The following is an 18667-nucleotide window of genomic DNA, read 5'->3' as shown; positions in this document are numbered from 1 at the left end:
TAATCTCTATTCATTGTTTTTAAAAAACTTCATTTATTTAGGAAAAAATATGTTCGATATTATTGTCATAGGTGGCGGACATGCTGGTATCGAAGCGAGTGCTGTTGCTGCTAAAATGGGCAAAAAAACTTTACTTTTAACAACCCTTATAGAACAAATCGGTGCGGCAAGTTGCAACCCAGCTATTGGAGGACTTGCTAAGGGACATTTGGTTAAAGAACTTGATGCCATGGGTGGTTTAATGGGTGAAATTACTGATAGCGCAGGCATACAATTTCGTATTTTAAATGAAAGTAAAGGTGTAGCAGTAAGGGGCAGTAGAGCACAAATTGATATGGATAAATACCGTATTGTTGCACGTAACAAACTTTTAAAGCTTGAAAATTTAGAAATTTCACAAGAACAAGTTTGCGAGTTGATATTTGACAAAGATAGAGTTATTGGAGTAAAAACTAACTTAAATAATGAATACAAAGCTCAAAAAATTATTTTAACAACAGGAACTTTTTTAAATGGACTTATTCATATAGGAGAAAATAAACTTGAAGCAGGGAGGGTTGGAGAACTTGCTTCTGTAAAATTAGGAAAAAATTTATCTCATACTAATTTGAAAATGGGACGTTTAAAAACAGGAACTTGTCCTAGAGTGGATGCAAAAACTATCGATTTTAATGCCCTTGAAATTCAATACGGAGATGAAAACCCTAAGGCTTTTAGTTTTAAAACTAGAGATTTTAATCCCACTCAATTACCATGTTATATAGCAAGAACCAATTTAAAAACTCATGAAATTATTAAAAATAATTTTTATCGTGCTCCACTTTTTACGGGACAAATTGAAGGAGTGGGGCCAAGATATTGCCCATCTATAGAAGATAAAATCAATCGTTTTGCAGAGAAAGAAAGCCATCATCTTTTTATAGAACCTCAAACCATTGATGCTACTGAGTATTATATCAATGGATTTTCTACTTCTTTACCTTATGAAGTTCAACAAGAAATGCTTTCTTCTATAAAAGGATTTGAAAAAGCTAAAATTACACGTTTTGGTTATGCAATCGAGTATGATTATATTGATCCAACAGAACTTTACCATACTTTAGAAACTAAAAAGATTAAAAATCTTTATTGCGCTGGACAGATTAATGGAACGACAGGTTATGAAGAAGCGGCAGCACAAGGCTTTATGGCAGGTATTAATGCTGTTTTAGCTCTTGATGAAAAAGAACCATTTATTTTAAGACGAGATGAGGCTTATATAGGCGTTTTAATCGATGATTTAGTAGTTAAAGGAACAAAAGAACCTTATAGAATGTTTACCTCAAGGGCTGAATTTAGATTACTTTTAAGAGAAGAAAATGCCATAATTAGACTTGGAAAATATGGTAAGGAATTTGGACTTTTAGGGGATGAGGATTATAAATTCATTGAAAATATTAAAGAAAATTTAGATAAAGGATTGAAATTTCTTTTGAAAAAAGAATTGACACCTAATAATCAAAATAATGAATTTTTGACTCATTTGGGTGAAGAAAAAATCAGTTCTATTGTTAATTTGCAAAAAATAGTTGCACGATCTAGCTTTAATATAGAAAAATTAAAAAAACTAGATCCTATTTTTGAAACTATGGATGAATATTCCTTAAGAGAAATTTTAAATGAAGCTAAATATTATCATTATATCATCATGCAAAAAGCACAAGTTGAAAAAATGAAAAATTTAATTGATATGCGTATTCCTAAAGATTTTGATTTTAAAAGTGTGAGTGGTTTAAGCAATGAGGTAATTGAAAAACTTGAACTTAATAGACCTTTAACCTTGTTTGCTGCTAGTCAGATTAGCGGTATCACTCCTGCGGCTTTAGATATTTTACAAATTTATATAAAAATCCAAAAGAAACAAAATTAATGTTTCTTGCGGTTTTATTTTTTTTAATCACTTTAGTTTTTATTTTTTTAAGGCCTTGGAATTTATCTTTATGGATAATTTCTTTAATCGGAGCTTTTTTTGTTTATTTTTTTAAACTTGTAAATTGGAATGATATTGTTTTTATTTTTGATCTTGTTTGGGGAAGCTCTTTAACTCTTTTAGCACTTATGATACTTTCTTTTGCTTTGGAAATTTTAGGTTTTTTTGACTTCATAGCTAGAAAAATTTTGGATTATTCTAAAAATAAAAATGAAAAAATTTCGACTAAGAAATTAATGCTTTTTTTACTTGTTTTTGTATTTTTTATCACTGCCTTTTTAGGAAATGATGGTGCTATTTTGATCATCACTCCTATTGTTATTGCGATTTTTAGCACTTTTAAAAATTTAAAAGATAGTATCATTATAAATACTTTTTTATTGAGTGTTTCTTTTTTATGTGATGCAAGTTCTAATACTTTGGTTATTTCTAATTTAACTAATTTAATCACGGCTAATTATTTTAATCTTGATTTTTTAGAATTTGCAAAAAATATGTTTTTACCAAGTTTGTTTGTTTTATTTTCTACCCTTTTTATTGTTTGTTTTGTTTTTTTAAGATCCCTACCATGCTATCTTGAAATAAAACTAGCCAAAGAGGTAAAATTTTCTACTTCTTTTTTTCTTTTTTGTATTTGTTATTTGATTTTATTTGTACTTAGCTTTTTTATCGCTCAAATATATCAATGGGATAAAAGCTTGATCGCTTTATGCGAATCTTTGTTTTTTTGGTTTATAGCTTATAGGATTAAAAAAAGAGAGGCTTTAAGAGTAATTAAACATGCGCCTTGGGGTATTTTTATTTTTAGCTTTGGACTTTATATCGTTGTTTTTGCTTTGCATAAATGTGGAGTAGGTGAAATTTTATCCAATTTATATCAGAATTTGAAATACAATGAAATCAATTCTATTTTTGGCACAGGTTTTATTTCAGCTTTATTATCTTCAATTTTTAATAATTTACCTATGACTTTAATCGGTGATTTAGCGTTGAAAGATTTTCCAAAAGATATGGTATATGCACATCTTTTAGGAGTTAATATCGGTTCAAAGCTTACCCCTATAGGATCTTTAGCAACTTTATTTTGGTTAGAACTTTTGACAAAAAGAGGTATTAAAATTTCTTTTTTAAAGTATTGCAAATTTAGCTTTTTTATCACTTTGCCCGTTCTTTTTTTCTCTTTTTTGGGGCTTATTTTGAAATAAGTAAACAAGAGATTAATAAGCAAAGAAAAAATTTATTTTATTTTAGATAAACTAATGATTTGTTTAAATAAAAATGAAAGGACGAGTTATGGCTACATCTGAAAGCAGAAGAAGCTTTATGGGAGTTGCATTTGGAACCGTAGCTGCTGTAGGCGGTGTTTTTTCGCTTGTTGCAATGAAAAAAACTTGGGATCCACTTCCAAGTGTTAAAGCTGCAGGTTTTACTACAGTAGATTTATCAGGAATGCAAGCCGGAGAGCTTAGGACGATAGAGTGGAGAAAAAAACCTATTTTTATTTTAAAAAAAGATGCTAGTATGGCGAAAGATCCAAAGCGTGATGTTGTTGTTGATAATGCGGCATATACTGTTGTTATAGGACTTTGTACCCATTTAGGCTGTATTCCTGCATATCATCCAAGTGAGCAAATTTTTAAATGTGCTTGTCATGGTGGGGAATTCGATACAAGTGGAAAAAATATCTTTGGACCTCCTCCAAGACCTCTTGATATCCCTCCTTTTAAAATTGAAGGAACTAAACTTGTTTTAGGCGAAGAGGGTCCAGAATATAAACAAATGACCAAGGAGGCTTAATTATGGCACATATTAGAAAAGCAAATGGCTTAATAGATTGGCTTGATCAGAGATTAGCTGTCAATAAATTATTTGATGTTTTGATGGCAAAATACTGGATCCCAAAACAAATTAATTTTCTTTGGGCGATGGGTGTTATTTTAACAACGCTTTTTGCAGTACTTTTTGTAACAGGTCTTTTACTTGTAATGTATTATAAGCCTGATACTGCTCTTGCTTTTAATAGTGTAAATAAAACAATTATGCAAGAGGTTGATTATGGTTGGTTATGGCGTCATATGCATGGTGTAGCTGCTTCTGTAATCTTTTTAATCATTTATATTCATATGTTTACTGGAATTTATTATGGTTCTTATAAACGTGGCAGAGAGATGATTTGGGTAAGCGGTATGCTTCTTTTTGTTGTGTTTTCAGCTGAAGCTTTTAGTGGTTATATGCTTCCTTGGGGACAAATGAGTTACTGGGCTGCACAAGTTATCACTAATCTTTTTGGAGGAATTCCTTTTATAGGTCCTGAACTTGTAATTTGGATTCGTGGGGATTATGCTGTTTCTGATCCAACTTTAACAAGATTTTTTATGCTTCATGTATGTTTGCTTCCTATTGTGATTATTTCAATCATTGCTTTCCATTTTTATTCTTTAAGAATTCCACATGTAAATAATGAAATTTCTGAAGAATTAGATTTTGATTTAGAAGCTGAAAAATATATGGCAGGCGATACTAAAAATTCAAAAGTAATTCCTTTTTGGCCAGGATTTTTATCTAAAGACTTTATGTATATTTGTTTATTCATGATTTTCTTTTTTTATTTGGTTTGTTTTAAATTCGAATTTGCTATGGATCCTATCAATTTTGATCCAGCGGATGCGCTTAAAACTCCACCTCATATTTATCCAGAATGGTATTTCTTATGGAGTTATGAGGTTTTAAGAGGATTTTTCTTTGATATAGCAGGTATCAAAGCTTTTAGTATCGGTTTAGCGGCTTTTGGTGTGGCTCAAGTGATCTTTTTCCTACTTCCTTGGCTTGATAGAAGTGAAGTGGTAAAACCAGCTCATGAAAGACCTTTATTTTTTATTTGGTTTTGGATTTTACTTGTAGATATGATCGTCTTGACTATTTATGGCAAGTTGCCTCCAACGGGTGTAAATGCTTGGGTAGGATTTTATGCTTCTGTTGTATTTTTATTATTACTTCTAGTCATCTTACCTATAATTACTATTATGGAAAGAAAAGGAGCTAGATAATGAGAGAAATTAAAATATTTTTAATAGTAGTAATTTTTGCAGGAATTGTGTATTGGGGTGTTGAACCTTATGCTCATTCTGTAATGAAACCGCATGTTGCTCCTGCTAATTTTGATTTTTCTGCAGAAGATATCAATTATGCTAAGAATATTTTAGCTCAAAAAGAAACAGCTTTAAATGATGCTAAAAAGGCAAATGATGCTAAAAGAATAGAAAGTGCTCAAAAAGAACTTGACAAAGCAAAAGAGGATTTAAATCAAGTTACAACTCTTTGGGATAATGTTGCAAAAATAGATCTTAGCAAAGGTAATGCGGCTAAGGGTAAAGAATTTTTTGCTGGAAATTGTGCAGGTTGTCATGGCTTAAAAGAAGACAATATCACATCACCAGTTGCTGATTCTTCTACTTTTGGAGTTATTCCTCCTGATTTAAGTTCTGCTGGGGCTATTTTTGATGATAAATTTTTAGCAGCTTTGGTGATGAATCCATCTGTAACTTTAAAGGTATATCATAAATTTGGAGATGCCTTCCCAATGCCTCCTTATCAAGATACTCCAGAAGTTATGAATGCTAATGTGGCTAACGTGGTTGCTTATCTTAAAGAAATGGGAACTAAATTTGAAGCCAATGAAAATGCTGCAATTAAAAAAGAAATAGAAACTAAATATCAAAAAATGGCAAATAGTCCTGAAAAAACTGCTTTAATAGATAAAGACATTGCATTTGCTAAAGATAAGGCTACTTTTATAGAAGCTTGTGGTCGTTGTCATGATGTAAAATATGATAATTTCTTCACTCCTTCAAAACATAGTGATTTGAAAACTTATTTAGGCTCAATACCGCCTGATCTTTCTATGATGATTAGATCTCGTGGAGAACAATATCTACACGACTTTATCAATGATACTCAAAAACTACTTCCAGGAACTGCTATGCCAAGAGTTGGTTTAACAGAATCTGCTCAAGCTAAGGTTATTTCTTATATTGAAAAAGTAGGTGATAGCAAAAAAGAAGAAAGAGAAAAAACAGGAATTTATATCATGATATTCTTCGCGATTTTAAGCGTATTTGCTATAGGCTGGAAACGTTCAGTTTGGTCTAAACTTCATTAAACCTTTTTTAGATTTTCATCAGGCTTTGATGAAAATCTTTTAATTTATCTTCAATTTTATTAGATTTTAAACTTAAAAGAGAAATACTGCTGTTTAATAATTTTTATTAAATTGGAGTATTTATGTTTGAAAAAAAATTAATTAAAAAGATTCTTTCAAAATGGAATTATGGTGATTTTAAAGTTATATTTTGGGATAACGAGGAATTGATCATTGGAAAAAAACCTTCTCAATTTACCTTAATTTTTAAAGAGAAAATACCTTTATTTGATTTATTTAACGATACAAGTTTAGTTTTTGCAAAACATTATATGGAATCTAAGCTTGATATAGAAGGAAATTATGATGAGATAGCTAGGGTATTGTATTATTTTTCAAATAAACATTTTTTAAAAAATAAGGAAGATGCTTTAAGCAAAATTACACAAAAACAAGAGAGCAAAAATATCAAAAGCCACTATGATTTGGGAAATGACTTTTATAAATTATGGCTTGATGAAACTATGAGTTATTCTTGTGCCTATTTTAAAAATCCAAATGATACTCTTTATCAAGCGCAAATTAACAAAATCAATCATACTTTAAAAAAACTTGATTTAAAAAAAGGAGAAAAGCTTTTAGATATAGGTTGTGGTTGGGGATGGCTTTCCATTATGGCTGCACAGCAATATGGTGTTAATGTTGTTGGAGTTACAATTTCTGAAGAGCAATATAAAAAAGCAAAAGAAAGAGTGAAAGAATTTAATCTTGAAGATAAAGTTGAAATAAGATTGCAAAACTACCAAGATTTAGAATTTGAAAATTATTTCGATAAGGTTGTCTCTGTGGGTATGTTTGAGCATGTAGGTAAAGAAAACTTAGGGCTTTATTTTATGAAAGTTAAACAAGTGTTGAAACCAGGGGGAATGATGCTTTTGCATTCTATTTTATCTATGTTTGAGGGAAAAACTAATGCTTGGATTGATCAATATATTTTCCCAGGGGGATATTTACCTTCTTTAAGAGAGGTTATTAGTATTATGAGTGAATGGGATTTTCACCTTCTTTTAGCAGAAAGTTTAAGAATACATTATGCTAAAACTTTAGATATGTGGAGTCAAAATTTCAATCAAGTTTTGCCACAAGTGAGAGAAAAATATGATGAAAAATTTATCAGAATGTGGGATTTATATCTAAGATCTTGTGCTTCAGCTTTTCGTGTGGGCAGTGTGGATTTGTTTCAATTTCTAATTACAAAAGAAATCAATAATGAATTAAGCCTAACCAAAGAGTATATTTATAAGTAAAAACTAAACTTAATTTTGGTAAAATCGAAACTTCATTTCGCACGCACCAACTTCCTTTTTAGCTTGTTTAGTTAAGGGGTGCGGAGGAATAAAGCTAAATTTATAAGGAGAAATCATGGTTAGCATGAGAGATTTATTAGAATGCGGTGTTCATTTTGGACATCAAACAAGAAGATGGAATCCAAAAATGAAGAAATTTATTTTTGGTGAAAGAAAAGGTATCTATGTTATAGATCTACAAAAAACTTTGAGATATTTTAGATACACTTACAATATCGTTCGCGATGCTGCAGCTGAAGGAAAAACTATACTTTTTGTTGGGACAAAAAAACAGGCTGGCGGAGCGATTAAAGAATACGCTGAAAAATGCGGTATGCCTTATGTAAATCACAGATGGTTAGGCGGTATGATGACCAATTTTGGCACTATTCGTCAATCAATTAGAAAATTAGAAGTTATAGAAAAAATGGAAGAAGATGGAAGTATCAAACTTTTAACTAAAAAAGAAGCTTTGATGCTTACAAGAAAAAAAGAAAAATTATTAGCTTATCTTGGAGGAATTCGTCATTTAAAAACTCAACCAGATATGATTTTTGTTATCGATACAGTTAAAGAAAAAATTGCTGTTCAAGAAGCAAATAAATTAAGAATTCCTGTTGTAGCACCTCTTGATACAAATTGTGATCCTGATTTAGTAACTTATCCTATTCCAGGTAATGATGATGCAATTCGTTCTGTTCAACTTTTCTGCCAAGAAATAGCTGAAGCTATCAATGAAGGAAAAAATTTAAGAGAACAAGATGGTGAAGTTCCAGCTACACAAGAGCAAGAAATCACAGAAGAAGAAAAAAAAGAAGTTTTAGATGAAGCTATGAGTGAAGAAGATTTTAAAGAGGAGCAAGAATAATGGCTGAAATTACTGCTGCAATGGTAAAAGAACTCCGAGAAAGTACAGGCGCGGGGATGATGGATTGTAAAAATGCTTTGAGTGAAACCGATGGAGATTTTGACAAAGCAGTTCAGCTTTTAAGAGAAAAAGGATTAGGCAAGGCTGCAAAAAAAGCTGATAGACTTGCTGCTGAAGGTTTAGTGAGTGTTAAAGTTAATGATGATTTTTCAAGTGTAACCATCACTGAGATCAATTCAGAAACTGATTTTGTAGCTAAGAATGATCAATTTATTTCTTTAACTAAAGATACAACAGCACATATTCAAAACAATAGCTTACAAAGTGTTGAAGAACTTCATTCAAGTATGATCAATGGGGTAAAATTTGAAGAATATTTAAAAAGTCAAATTGCAACCATTGGTGAAAACTTGGTTGTAAGAAGATTTGCAACTCTAAAATCAAGTGCTAATGGCGTTGTTAATGGTTACATCCATACAAATGGACGTATAGGTGTTATCATTGCTGCTGCTTGTGATAGTGCTGAAATCGCTTCTAAATCAAGAGATTTTTTAAAACAAATTTGTATGCATATAGCAGCGATGAAACCAAGCTATTTAAGTTATGAAGAATTAGATCTTTCTTTTGTTGAGAGTGAATATAAAGCTTTGGTGGCTGAACTTGAAAAAGAAAATGAAGAAAGACGCAGATTAAAAGATCCAAATAAGCCAGAGCTTAAAATACCTAAATTTGCAAGTAGAAAACAACTTAGTGAAGAAATTTTAAAACAAGCAGAAGAAGATATTAAAGCTGAGCTTAAAGCACAAGGAAAACCTGAAAAAATTTGGGACAATATCATTCCTGGAAAAATGAACAGCTTTATAGCGGATAATTCTCAACTTGATAGTAAATTAACCCTAATGGGACAATTTTATGTTATGGACGATAAAAAAACTATAGAGCAAGTTATCGCTGAAAAGGAAAAAGAATTAGGCGGTAAAATTAAAATCGTGGAATTTATCCGTTTTGAGGTTGGCGAAGGTTTAGAAAAGAAAACTGAAGATTTTGCTGCTGAAGTAGCTGCGCAACTTTAAAAGCGATTATAATGGAACTTTTAAGAGCGGAGAATTTAAGTCATAGCTTTGATTATCCGCTCTTTGAAAATTTAAATTTAACTTTAAAAACTCAAGATTGTATTGCTATAGAGGGGAGTAGTGGTTGCGGAAAATCCACTCTTTTGCATATCCTTTCTTCTTTACTTCAGCCAAATAAAGGCGATGTTTTTTACAAAAATAAGAACCTCTATCATTTAAATGAAAATGAAAGATTAAAAATTCGTCGTTATGATTTTGGTATTATTTTTCAAACACATTATTTATTTAAGGGTTTTTCTGCTTTAGAAAATATAGAACTTGCTAGTGTTTTATCGCACCAAAAATTGGATGAAAAAATTTTGGAAAAACTAGGCATTGATAAGCTTTTAAATCAAAAAATAGGAAAATTAAGCGGTGGGCAACAACAGCGTGTAAGCATAGCTAGAGTGCTTTGTAAAAAACCTAAAATTATTTTTGCAGATGAAGCGACTGGAAATTTAGATTTTGATAATGCTAAAAATGTTATAGAACTTTTAATTAGTTATGTTAAAGAAAATGAAGCGGCTTTATTTTTTGTTACTCATGATCACAATCTTGCAAAATTTTGCGATCAAATCTATACTTTAAAATCAAATGGAATTTGTTAATTATCTAGGCGATAAAAATGTAGCCACTTTTATGCTTCTTTTTGCTAGAATGAGTGGGCTTATAGTTTTTTTTCCTTTTTTTTCTCATAATTCTATTCCTATAGTTATTAAAACAACTTTAGCTTTATTTTTAACTATGTATTTATATCCTTTAGCAAAGCTTGAAAATTTGCATTTGGATGCTTTTTTTGTGATCCAACTTTTAAGCGAAGTGATTTTTGGAATGATCGCAGGTTTGATACTGCAAATTATTTTTGCTATTATTATGATGGCTGGTGAGCAAGTCGCTTTTATCATGGGATTTACAATGGCTAATGTCTTAGATCCAAGCTCGGGTACAAATATGCCAATCACATCTCAAATTTTACATCTAATTGCTTTGTTGTTTTTTCTAGCTTTTAATGGACATCATTTGATACTTTTATTTTTAAGTTATTCTTTGGGTTATATTGATTTGGGGGCTTTTTATCCTCAAGAAAATTTAATGCATTATTTAAATTCGGGTATTTTAAATATTTTTATTATAGGTTTTACCATGAGTTTTCCTATACTTGGAATTTCTTTGCTTACTGATACTATTTTTGGACTTTTGATGAAAACTATGCCACAATTTAATCTTTTGGTTATTGGTTATCCTATTAAAATCGCTTTAGGGATTATTGTTTTAATAGTTATTTTAATTGTGATGATGGAGTATTTTAAGGATTTGATATTAGAAGCAATCACTCATATGCAAACTCTCTTTTTTGTCTAAGCAAAGGATAAATGAAAATTTTGTAGAATAGTGATTATTTTTAAGGATAAGCGATGAAAATTTTACTTTTAAATGAGAATTCTGTAGTTTCAAGATTGATAAGTCTGAGTGCTAAAAAAATGTCTTATGAATTTGAAGAGCTTAATACTTATAGTGAAGATTTAGGTCATTATGATGTTATTGTAGTTGATAGTGATATTCCAGCTCCCTTAAAGGTTTTAAAAGAAAAATGTGATAAATTGATATTTTTAGCACCGCGTAATCAAAATGTTGATATTGATGCGCAAATTTTATACAAGCCTTTTTTACCTACGGATTTTTTAAATTTATTAAATGGGGAAAATTTAAAAATCGACGATACCATTACTACAACAGCTATTGAAGATTCTGATGATGAAACTAGCAAAAACGAACTTGATATAGGCGATTTAAATTTAGATTCTCATAGTGAATCTAGTGAAGATGAAATTAAAATCGATGATTTGAATTTTGATGAGGAAAATTTAGGTGAGGAAAATTTAAATCTTGAAGAAGCAAAGGAAGAAAATTCTATAAACGAAGAAGAATTAGGAAATTTTGATGATCTTGAAGAAGTTAAAGAACAAGAAAATTCTTCAAATGAAGAATTAGAAAATTTTGAAAATCTTGAAGAAAATGAAATTGCAGAATCAAGCGAAAAAACAGAAGAGATTAAAGAGGATTCTCAAGTATCGCAAGAAAATCAAGATGAGTTAGAAATCGATAATGATTTTAAACTCGAAGAAAATATCGATGAACTAGATGAAGAAGAAAAGACATCAGAGGAAAGTGACATTGATGATAATGAAATTTTAAAAGATCATGAAATTTTAGATCATGATGAAAATTTACAAGATGATGATCTTTCATCGCAAGAAGAAAATTTAGATGAAGAATCAGAACAAACCAATATTCAAGAAGAATCTTTTGAGGATGAATTGCCTATAGTTGAAGAACAAGAAAAAGAAGTCGATTTTGATGATATTCCAGAAGATGCGGAATTTTTAGGACAAAGCAAAGAAGACGCAGAAGAATCAGAAGAGGAAATTTTACCTGTAATTGAAGAGGAAGAAACTTCAGAAGAAGATTTAATCAATGATTTTGGAAATTTAAGTACTCAAGATCAGATAAAAGAAGAATTAGCCCAGCTTGATGAGCTTGAATATGAGATTGATGAAGATGATAGCCCTCAAATTTTAGAGGATTTTAAAGACAAGCCTGTTTTTGATGAAAAAGAATTACAAATTGATGAGGAAGAAGTCGTGGTTCCAAATTTAGCAGTGAGTGAATTAGATAGTATTAAAGAAAGCGATATACAACAAGCTTTAGGTGAAGCAATAACGCAAGAAGAAACGATCGAAGAATTAGCATCTAATGATCAAGATACTAAGATGTCAGAAACGGACAATGAAGAAATTGTCAATGAATTGAGTCAAAGTATTGCAGGAGCGATCACTTCAAGTATTAAAGATAATACCTTAAAAGCAGCTCTTAAGGGTATGAATATGAACATCAACATTAATGTTACGTTTAATGAGGAATAATATTTGAAAAATTTCATTTTATTAGTGTCAGGACCTAGCGGAGCGGGTAAATCCACACTTTTAAAAAAGCTTTTTGAAGAATTTAAGTCAGATTTATATTTTTCAATTTCATCTACAACTAGATCTCCAAGAGAGGGTGAAAGACACGGAGAGCATTATTATTTTGTTAGTCATGAAGAATTTCAAGAAGATATAAAAAATGACTATTTTTTAGAATGGGCTAAGGTGCATGAAAATTTTTATGGAACTTCATTGCGATACACGCAAGAAGCGCTTAATAATGGAAAAATAGTCGTTCTTGATATAGATGTGCAAGGATATAAAATAGCCAAAAAAAAGTTGCAAGATAAAATTGTTTCCGTTTTTATCACAACAAAGGATAAAGAAGAATTAAAAAAAAGACTTATTAAGCGAAATACTGATACAATAATACAACTAGAAAAAAGATTAGAGAATGCAAGCGATGAAATGAAAGAGCTTTGCGAGTATGATTATTTGATCATCAATGATAAACTCGATCAAAGTTATGAAGCATTGCGAGCAATTTTAGTCGCCCATAGGTTAAGAACAAAGGGGCAAGATCTAGATCAAATTCAAAATACTTGGAATAAAGGAGAATAAAATGGGTGGTTGGTCAAGTCCTAGTCATTGGTTGATTATTTTATTAATTGTTGTATTGCTTTTTGGAGCGAAAAAAATTCCAGAACTTGCAAAGGGTTTAGGCAAGGGTATAAAAACCTTTAAAGATGAGATGAATAGCGATGATGAAACAGCTAAAAATACTCAAAAAATCGAAGAAAAGCAAAATAAAGAAAATAATACAAGCATTGATGCAAATATAGACGAAACGAAAAAAGCTTAAGGTTTTTTCTTGAAAAGTATTATTTTTAACGAAATTAAAAAAGTTTTAGGATGTGATTTTATTCTTGAAAATCCTAAGGATAAAAACTTAGCACATTTTGCCACTCCTTTAGCTTTTTCTTTAGCTAAAGAGTTAAAAAAATCTCCTATGATTATAGCTAATGATTTGGCACAAAAATTTCAAAATCATCATTGTTTTGAAAAAGTTGAAGCCATCAATGGTTATCTTAATTTTAGAATTTCAAAAAACTTTTTAAATGAGCTTGTAACTCAAGCTTTAAAAAATCCAAATGAATTTGCCAAAGATGAGGGTAAAACTCAAACTTTTTTACTTGAATATGTGAGTGCAAATCCTACAGGTCCTTTGCATATAGGCCATGCAAGAGGAGCTATCTTTGGTGATACTTTAGCGAGAGTAGCAAGGCATTTAGGTTATAAATTTGATACAGAGTATTATGTCAATGATGCGGGAAATCAAATTTATCTTCTTGGACTTTCTGTTTTATTGAGTGTAAAAGAGAAAATTTTAAAAGAAGAAGTAGAGTATCCAGAGCAATATTACAAGGGCGATTATATCAGCGATTTGGCTGAAGAGGCTTATAAAGAATTTGGAAAAGAATTCTTTAAAGAAGAAAATATCCCTTCTTTATCAGATTGGGCAAAAGATAAAATGCTGATTCTAATCAAGCAAAATTTAGATCAAGCAAAAATCAAAATCGATAATTATGTAAGCGAAAGATCTTATTATGATGCTTTAAATGCGACTTTAGAAGCCTTAAAAGAGCATCAAGGTATTTATGAAAAAGAGGGAAAAATTTGGTTAGCTTCTTCTTTAAAAGGAGATGAAAAAGATCGTGTGATTATTCGCGAGGATGGTCGTGGAACTTATTTAGCTGCTGATATAGTGTATCATAAAGATAAAATGAGTCGATCTTATGATAAGTGTATCAATATTTGGGGAGCTGATCATCACGGATACATTCCTAGAATGAAAGCCGCTATGGATTATTTAGGTTTTAATCCAGATGATCTTGAAATCATTTTAGCACAGATGGTTTCCTTGCTTAAAGATGGTGAGCCTTACAAGATGAGTAAAAGAGCAGGAAATTTCATCTTAATGAGTGATGTTTTAAATGAAATTGGCGCAGATGCATTGCGTTATATATTCTTAAGTAAAAGATGTGATACTCATTTAGAATTTGATGTGAGCGATCTACAAAAGGAAGATAATTCCAATCCTGTTTTTTATATCAATTACGCCCATGCAAGAATTCATCAAGTTTTTGCAAAGGCAAATAAAAGCGTCGCAGATGTGATTGAGGCTGATTTGGAAAGTTTAAACCAAGATGGGGCTAATTTGCTTTTTGAAGCTTTAAATTTAAAAGCGATTTTAAATGATGCTTTTGAGAGTCGATCTTTGCAAAAAATTCCAGATTATCTAAAAAATTTAGCAGCAAGTTTTCATAAATTTTACAATGAAAATAAAGTAGTGGGCACTGAAAACGAGAAGAGTTTATTAAAATTATTTGCTATGGTTGCCTTAAGCATAAGAACTGCTTTTGCTTTGATGGGGATTGAAGCAAAAAATAGAATGGATCATTAAATCCATTCTAAAAATTGAGCAAAATCACAGCCACTATAGTTAAAAAAACGCCACAAATTCCTATTTTATTTAATTTTTCTTTATATAAAATCCATCCTCCAGCACACGTTCCGATAATCCCTATAGCACCCCAAGTCGAATAAGCAATACTTAAAGGCACGTATTTTAAAGCAAAAGAGAGTAGAAAAAAGGCTAAGATAGCACTAAAAATAGCAGCAACTCCCCAAAATTTATGTTTAAAGCCATTAGATTTTTTAAGTAATAAATTTGCAAAGATGTCTAAAAATGCAGATAAAATAATAATTAAAAAATAAAATTTCACTCTTTAATTTCTCCGATATTAATCATAATAATCCCAGCAATAGAACAAACAATGCCTAAAATTTGAGTCAAGGTTAAATTCTCTTTAAAAACGATAAAAGAAACTAAAAGGATAAGAATCACGCCTAGTAATTCCCAAATCGCATAAGCGATCCCAATTTGAATTTTTGTGATGGCTTTGCTTAGAAAAAAATAAGAAAAACCAATAAACATAGCCATAAAAAAATAACCCAAAATCACGTTTTCCATTTTTAAAAAACTTGTGCCCAAAACTTCAAAAACAATAGCACATATTAAAAAAAACCAAGCTTTTAAAAGTCCCTTTTTTTCTGCAATCACTTCAATCCTTTTTAAAATTAAGTGCTGAAATCATATCATTTAAAGCTTTAATCAGCCTTTTTGTTTTATACTTTCAAGCGTAAAAATCTTTAAGAAAGTGAGAAACTTATGGGACGAGCGTTCGAATACCGAAGAGCTTCTAAGGAGGCTAGATGGGATAAGATGAGTAAGCTTTTTCCTAAGCTTGCTAAGGCTATACAAGTAGCAGCCAAAGAAGGCGGGCCTGATCCTGATATGAATCCAAAATTAAGAAGTGCTATAGCGACTGCTAAAGCTAATAATATGCCTAAAGATAACATTGATGCGGCGATTAAACGTGCGAGTGGTAAAGATAGTGTGGATATAAAAAATATCCATTATGAAGGAAAAGCAGCGCATGGGGTTTTAGTGATCGTTGAATGCATGACAGATAATCCTACTAGAACAGTGGCAAATGTAAAAGCAATTTTTAGTAAAAATGGTGGAGAAATTTTGCAAAATGGATCCTTAGGCTTTATGTTTAATCGAAAAGCGGTTTTTCATCTTGAAAAATTTACAGGAGATTTAGAGGAATTAGAACTTGATCTAATCGATGCTGGTCTTGAAGAATTAGAACAAAATGAAGAAGAATTAGTTATCAGTGGAGATTATACTGCCTTTGGAGAATTAAGCTCGGCTATAGAGGCTAAAGGTTTGGTGCTTAAAAAAGCCGGACTTGAATACATCGCTAACAATCCTTTAAGTTTTAGCGAAGAGCAACTTAACGATATAGAAAAGCTTTTAGATAAACTTGAAGAAGACGATGACGTTCAAGCTGTTTATACCAATATAGAATAAGGAGAAAAAATGCTTAAGCAAATCGATACTACTAATGCAGACAAATATAAATTTGCTTTAATCAAAACAGAAAAAGGCACAATGAAACTCGAGCTTTTTGCAGATGAAGCTCCTCAAACGGTTTGCAATTTTGCTAATCTAGCCAATGAAGGATTTTACAAAGATCTAACCTTTCATAGAGTGATTCCAAATTTTGTTGTGCAAGGAGGCTGTCCTTATGGTAATGGCATAGGCGGGCCTGGTTATGAAATTCCTTGCGAATGCGATGATCAAAAGCATAAGCATTTACGCGGAACTTTATCAATGGCACACGCAGGAAGAGATACCGGTGGATCGCAATTTTTTATTTGTCATAGCCCACAACCTCACTTAGATGGAGTGCATACTGTGTTTGGACAAATTGACTTAGAAGATGAAGAAAGTTTAGAGGTGCTAGACTCAATACGCCAAGGCGATAAAATTTTAGATATAGAAATTACTAGCAAAAAATGATTAATATAATCTAAATTAAAGCTTTTTTTTCTTAAAATAACCCTTTTTATTTCAATGAAATATTTACAAGGAGTTATTATTATGAAAACTAAGTTTTCAATTATTTTGAGTGCTTGTATTCTTTCATCATCACTTTTTGCACAAACTACAGATGATGAAATCACTAAGCTTCAAAAACAGCTTGCAAAAATTCAAGCCGAATTAAAAGAAATCAGAAAAGAAAGAGAAGCACAAGCTAAGCAAAACAAAGAAGTTAATGCTGAACTTGCTGATCTTAACGATAGAGCAGATGATAATGAATTCCAAGCTGCTTTAAGCAAAGTTAAATTCGGACTTGAATTCTCAAATGCCGTTTCAAACACAAACTACAAACTTCCTACCACAAGTTATCATGCAAATAACAAGTGGATGATGGAACTTCATTTAAATATGAATGCAGACATCAATGAAAAAACTAAATTCTATGGTCGCTTGTCTATGGCTAAAAACTGGTCTCAAATGGGATGGGGTGGAACTCCTTATGATTTAGATGCAGGAAGAAACACAAGAACAAGTGGTCCTATCCTTTATGTAGATAGAGCTTATCTTGATTATTACATTACACCTGAGTGGATTGCAACTATAGGAAGACAACCTGGAACTGATGGCCCTGGAACAAATCTTAGAAACAATGCTTTAAGACAATCAACCTATCCAGCTTTAGCGATCAATGCCTTAGGTGATGCTGCGGTTATCACTTACAAACCTGAAAGCTTACAAGATTATAAAGTAGCTATCCGTGCTGCTTATGGTAAGACTTATCAATGGGATGAAGAAGGAAAAGTAAGAGATTGGATGAGTGATCAACAAGATGCGGATGCAAATCTTTACTATGCAGCTGTAGAAGGAGAACTTCCTTTGGGTAGCATGGGAAATAACTTGATTATTTTCAATATAGCACGTATGACTGATTTCTCTTTACCAATTGATCTTGGTAATTCTATAATGAATAATTTAATCGGTGGAGCAGGTGTTAAAAATCTAGGTGATGCAACTATTGCCAATATCCATTTTGAAAACTACAATGCTTTCGGAACTGACTTTAACTGGTTTGCGTCTTTAGGGTATTACAATGGAGCTAATGCGAATGCTTGGTGGCCTGCTGCTTTAAATCAAAATGGAAAGGCTAGTTCTTTAGCATTTAACGAAAAAGATGGTTATGCGGTGCATGTAGGCGGACGCTATGACTTTACTAAGGCTTTAAAAGTGGGTTATGAGTTCTTCTGGGGAAGCAGATACTGGTATACTATGAGCCGTCCAAGCATCAACGATCCACTTAATATAAGAATGACTAGAGGTATAGCAAATGACTTCTATGTGATTTATCAGCTTGATAGATATCAATTCTTAAGATTAAGCTATACCAATATCCAAAACAAATGGGGAAATCGTGGATTGCCACTTGGTGGAGCTAAGAAAGAAAAATCAAGAGCTGATAATGTTATGTTAATGTATAATGTGAAATTTTAAGGGGTGAGTGATATGAAAAAATTACTTTTTTTGGGTTTATTGCCTATCATTGCTTTAGCTGATTGTGCTAGCTTAATGGCAAAGTATGAAGCTCCAGAACCAGAATCAAAAACAATGAAACAAATTGAACGTTGGATCAATAAAAAAGTTAAAGATGCAAATGACGCTGCTGTTTTAAAAGAGTGTATGGTTGCTCGTGCAGCAGATAATCCAAATCAAGTTTCAGTTGCTGGTAAATAATAAAAGCGGTTTAAAGCCGCTTTTATCTTTTTTTTAACTTCTTTAAATTTTAGAAATTTTCTTACAATTTATATTTTTTATTTTAAAAATTTGTTATAATAGATCAATTTTAATCACAAAGAAATATAT

20 protein-coding genes are annotated in these 18667 nt (G+C 31.2%); 18 read left to right on the top strand and 2 right to left on the bottom strand.

Going from position 1 to position 18667, the window contains the following annotated elements; translation table 11 throughout:
• The first annotated feature begins 49 nt into the window (after positions 1-49).
• The 14 genes from mnmG to argS all read left to right on the top strand — a co-directional run bounded on the left by mnmG (position 50) and on the right by argS (position 14821).
• Positions 50-1909 carry a tRNA uridine-5-carboxymethylaminomethyl(34) synthesis enzyme MnmG gene (gene mnmG, locus H2279_RS01185; protein ID WP_337195322.1) on the top strand — a complete coding sequence of 620 codons (1860 nt, stop codon included), beginning with the start codon at positions 50-52 and terminating at the stop codon, positions 1907-1909.
• Entirely contained in the window at positions 1909-3174 is a 1266-nt protein-coding gene (locus H2279_RS01180; RefSeq protein WP_337195321.1) for an arsenic transporter, read from the top strand. Before mnmG ends, H2279_RS01180 begins: the two co-directional genes overlap by 1 nt.
• Before the next feature lie 88 nt (positions 3175-3262).
• Complete coding sequence (gene petA, locus H2279_RS01175; protein WP_137623521.1) at positions 3263-3766, top strand: ubiquinol-cytochrome c reductase iron-sulfur subunit; 504 nt, start codon at positions 3263-3265, stop codon at positions 3764-3766.
• 2 nt (positions 3767-3768) lie between these two features.
• On the top strand, positions 3769-5016 hold the full coding sequence (locus H2279_RS01170; protein WP_337195320.1) for a cytochrome b: 1248 nt from the start codon (positions 3769-3771) through the stop codon (positions 5014-5016).
• Positions 5016-6128: a c-type cytochrome gene (locus H2279_RS01165; protein WP_337195319.1), complete on the top strand. Its 1113-nt coding sequence runs from the start codon at positions 5016-5018 to the stop codon at positions 6126-6128. The genes H2279_RS01170 and H2279_RS01165 overlap by 1 nt, the downstream gene beginning before the upstream one ends.
• 122 nt (positions 6129-6250) lie before the next feature.
• Entirely contained in the window at positions 6251-7414 is a 1164-nt protein-coding gene (locus H2279_RS01160) for an SAM-dependent methyltransferase (protein ID WP_137623518.1), read from the top strand.
• A gap of 115 nt (positions 7415-7529) precedes the next feature.
• On the top strand, positions 7530-8321 hold the full coding sequence (gene rpsB, locus H2279_RS01155; RefSeq protein WP_137623517.1) for a 30S ribosomal protein S2: 792 nt from the start codon (positions 7530-7532) through the stop codon (positions 8319-8321).
• The gene (gene tsf / locus H2279_RS01150; protein ID WP_137623516.1) at positions 8321-9394 is read left to right on the top strand and encodes a translation elongation factor Ts; all 1074 of its coding nucleotides are present in this window, start codon (positions 8321-8323) and stop codon (positions 9392-9394) included. Before rpsB ends, tsf begins: the two co-directional genes overlap by 1 nt.
• 11 nt (positions 9395-9405) lie before the next feature.
• A complete protein-coding gene (locus H2279_RS01145) occupies positions 9406-10041 on the top strand; it encodes an ABC transporter ATP-binding protein (RefSeq protein ID WP_137623515.1) in 636 nt (211 codons plus the stop codon).
• On the top strand, positions 10028-10795 hold the full coding sequence (gene fliR, locus H2279_RS01140; RefSeq protein ID WP_137623514.1) for a flagellar biosynthetic protein FliR: 768 nt from the start codon (positions 10028-10030) through the stop codon (positions 10793-10795). The genes H2279_RS01145 and fliR overlap by 14 nt, the downstream gene beginning before the upstream one ends.
• A 53-nt stretch (positions 10796-10848) precedes the next feature.
• A complete protein-coding gene (locus H2279_RS01135; RefSeq protein ID WP_337195318.1) occupies positions 10849-12357 on the top strand; it encodes a hypothetical protein in 1509 nt (502 codons plus the stop codon).
• A gap of 3 nt (positions 12358-12360) precedes the next feature.
• Positions 12361-12978, top strand: a complete 618-nt coding sequence (gene gmk, locus H2279_RS01130) for a guanylate kinase (RefSeq protein ID WP_137623512.1) — start codon at positions 12361-12363, stop codon at positions 12976-12978.
• A 1-nt stretch (position 12979) separates the two neighbouring features.
• A complete protein-coding gene (locus H2279_RS01125; protein WP_337195317.1) occupies positions 12980-13219 on the top strand; it encodes a Sec-independent protein translocase subunit TatA/TatB in 240 nt (79 codons plus the stop codon).
• 9 nt (positions 13220-13228) lie between these two features.
• Positions 13229-14821: an arginine--tRNA ligase gene (argS, locus tag H2279_RS01120; protein ID WP_337195316.1), complete on the top strand. Its 1593-nt coding sequence runs from the start codon at positions 13229-13231 to the stop codon at positions 14819-14821.
• 7 nt (positions 14822-14828) lie between these two features.
• Here the strand turns inward: argS and H2279_RS01115 are convergent, their stop codons facing one another.
• Positions 14829-15143: a DMT family transporter gene (locus H2279_RS01115; RefSeq protein ID WP_442862182.1), complete on the bottom strand. Its 315-nt coding sequence runs from the start codon at positions 15141-15143 to the stop codon at positions 14829-14831.
• A complete protein-coding gene (locus H2279_RS01110) occupies positions 15140-15481 on the bottom strand; it encodes a DMT family transporter (RefSeq protein ID WP_337195315.1) in 342 nt (113 codons plus the stop codon). Before H2279_RS01110 ends, H2279_RS01115 begins: the two co-directional genes overlap by 4 nt.
• 108 nt (positions 15482-15589) lie before the next feature.
• Here H2279_RS01110 and H2279_RS01105 point away from each other — a divergent pair, with 108 nt between their 5' ends.
• The 4 genes from H2279_RS01105 to H2279_RS01090 all read left to right on the top strand — a co-directional run bounded on the left by H2279_RS01105 (position 15590) and on the right by H2279_RS01090 (position 18538).
• Positions 15590-16297 (top strand): YebC/PmpR family DNA-binding transcriptional regulator, encoded by a 708-nt coding sequence (locus H2279_RS01105; protein WP_337195314.1) that lies wholly within the window; start codon positions 15590-15592, stop codon positions 16295-16297.
• 9 nt (positions 16298-16306) lie between these two features.
• Positions 16307-16789 carry a peptidylprolyl isomerase gene (locus tag H2279_RS01100; RefSeq protein WP_337195313.1) on the top strand — a complete coding sequence of 161 codons (483 nt, stop codon included), beginning with the start codon at positions 16307-16309 and terminating at the stop codon, positions 16787-16789.
• Between the two features lie 81 nt (positions 16790-16870).
• On the top strand, positions 16871-18298 hold the full coding sequence (gene omp50, locus H2279_RS01095) for an outer membrane tyrosine kinase (RefSeq protein ID WP_337195312.1): 1428 nt from the start codon (positions 16871-16873) through the stop codon (positions 18296-18298).
• 12 nt (positions 18299-18310) lie between these two features.
• A complete protein-coding gene (locus H2279_RS01090; protein ID WP_137623505.1) occupies positions 18311-18538 on the top strand; it encodes a hypothetical protein in 228 nt (75 codons plus the stop codon).
• Positions 18539-18667 lie beyond the last annotated feature (129 nt).

The organism is Campylobacter sp. B0100352/1 (assembly GCF_020135855.1).
Lineage (GTDB): Bacteria > Campylobacterota > Campylobacteria > Campylobacterales > Campylobacteraceae > Campylobacter_D > Campylobacter_D taeniopygiae.
The sequence above is the reverse complement of the archived record's forward strand: the minus strand, read 5'-3'. Positions and strand labels throughout refer to the sequence as shown.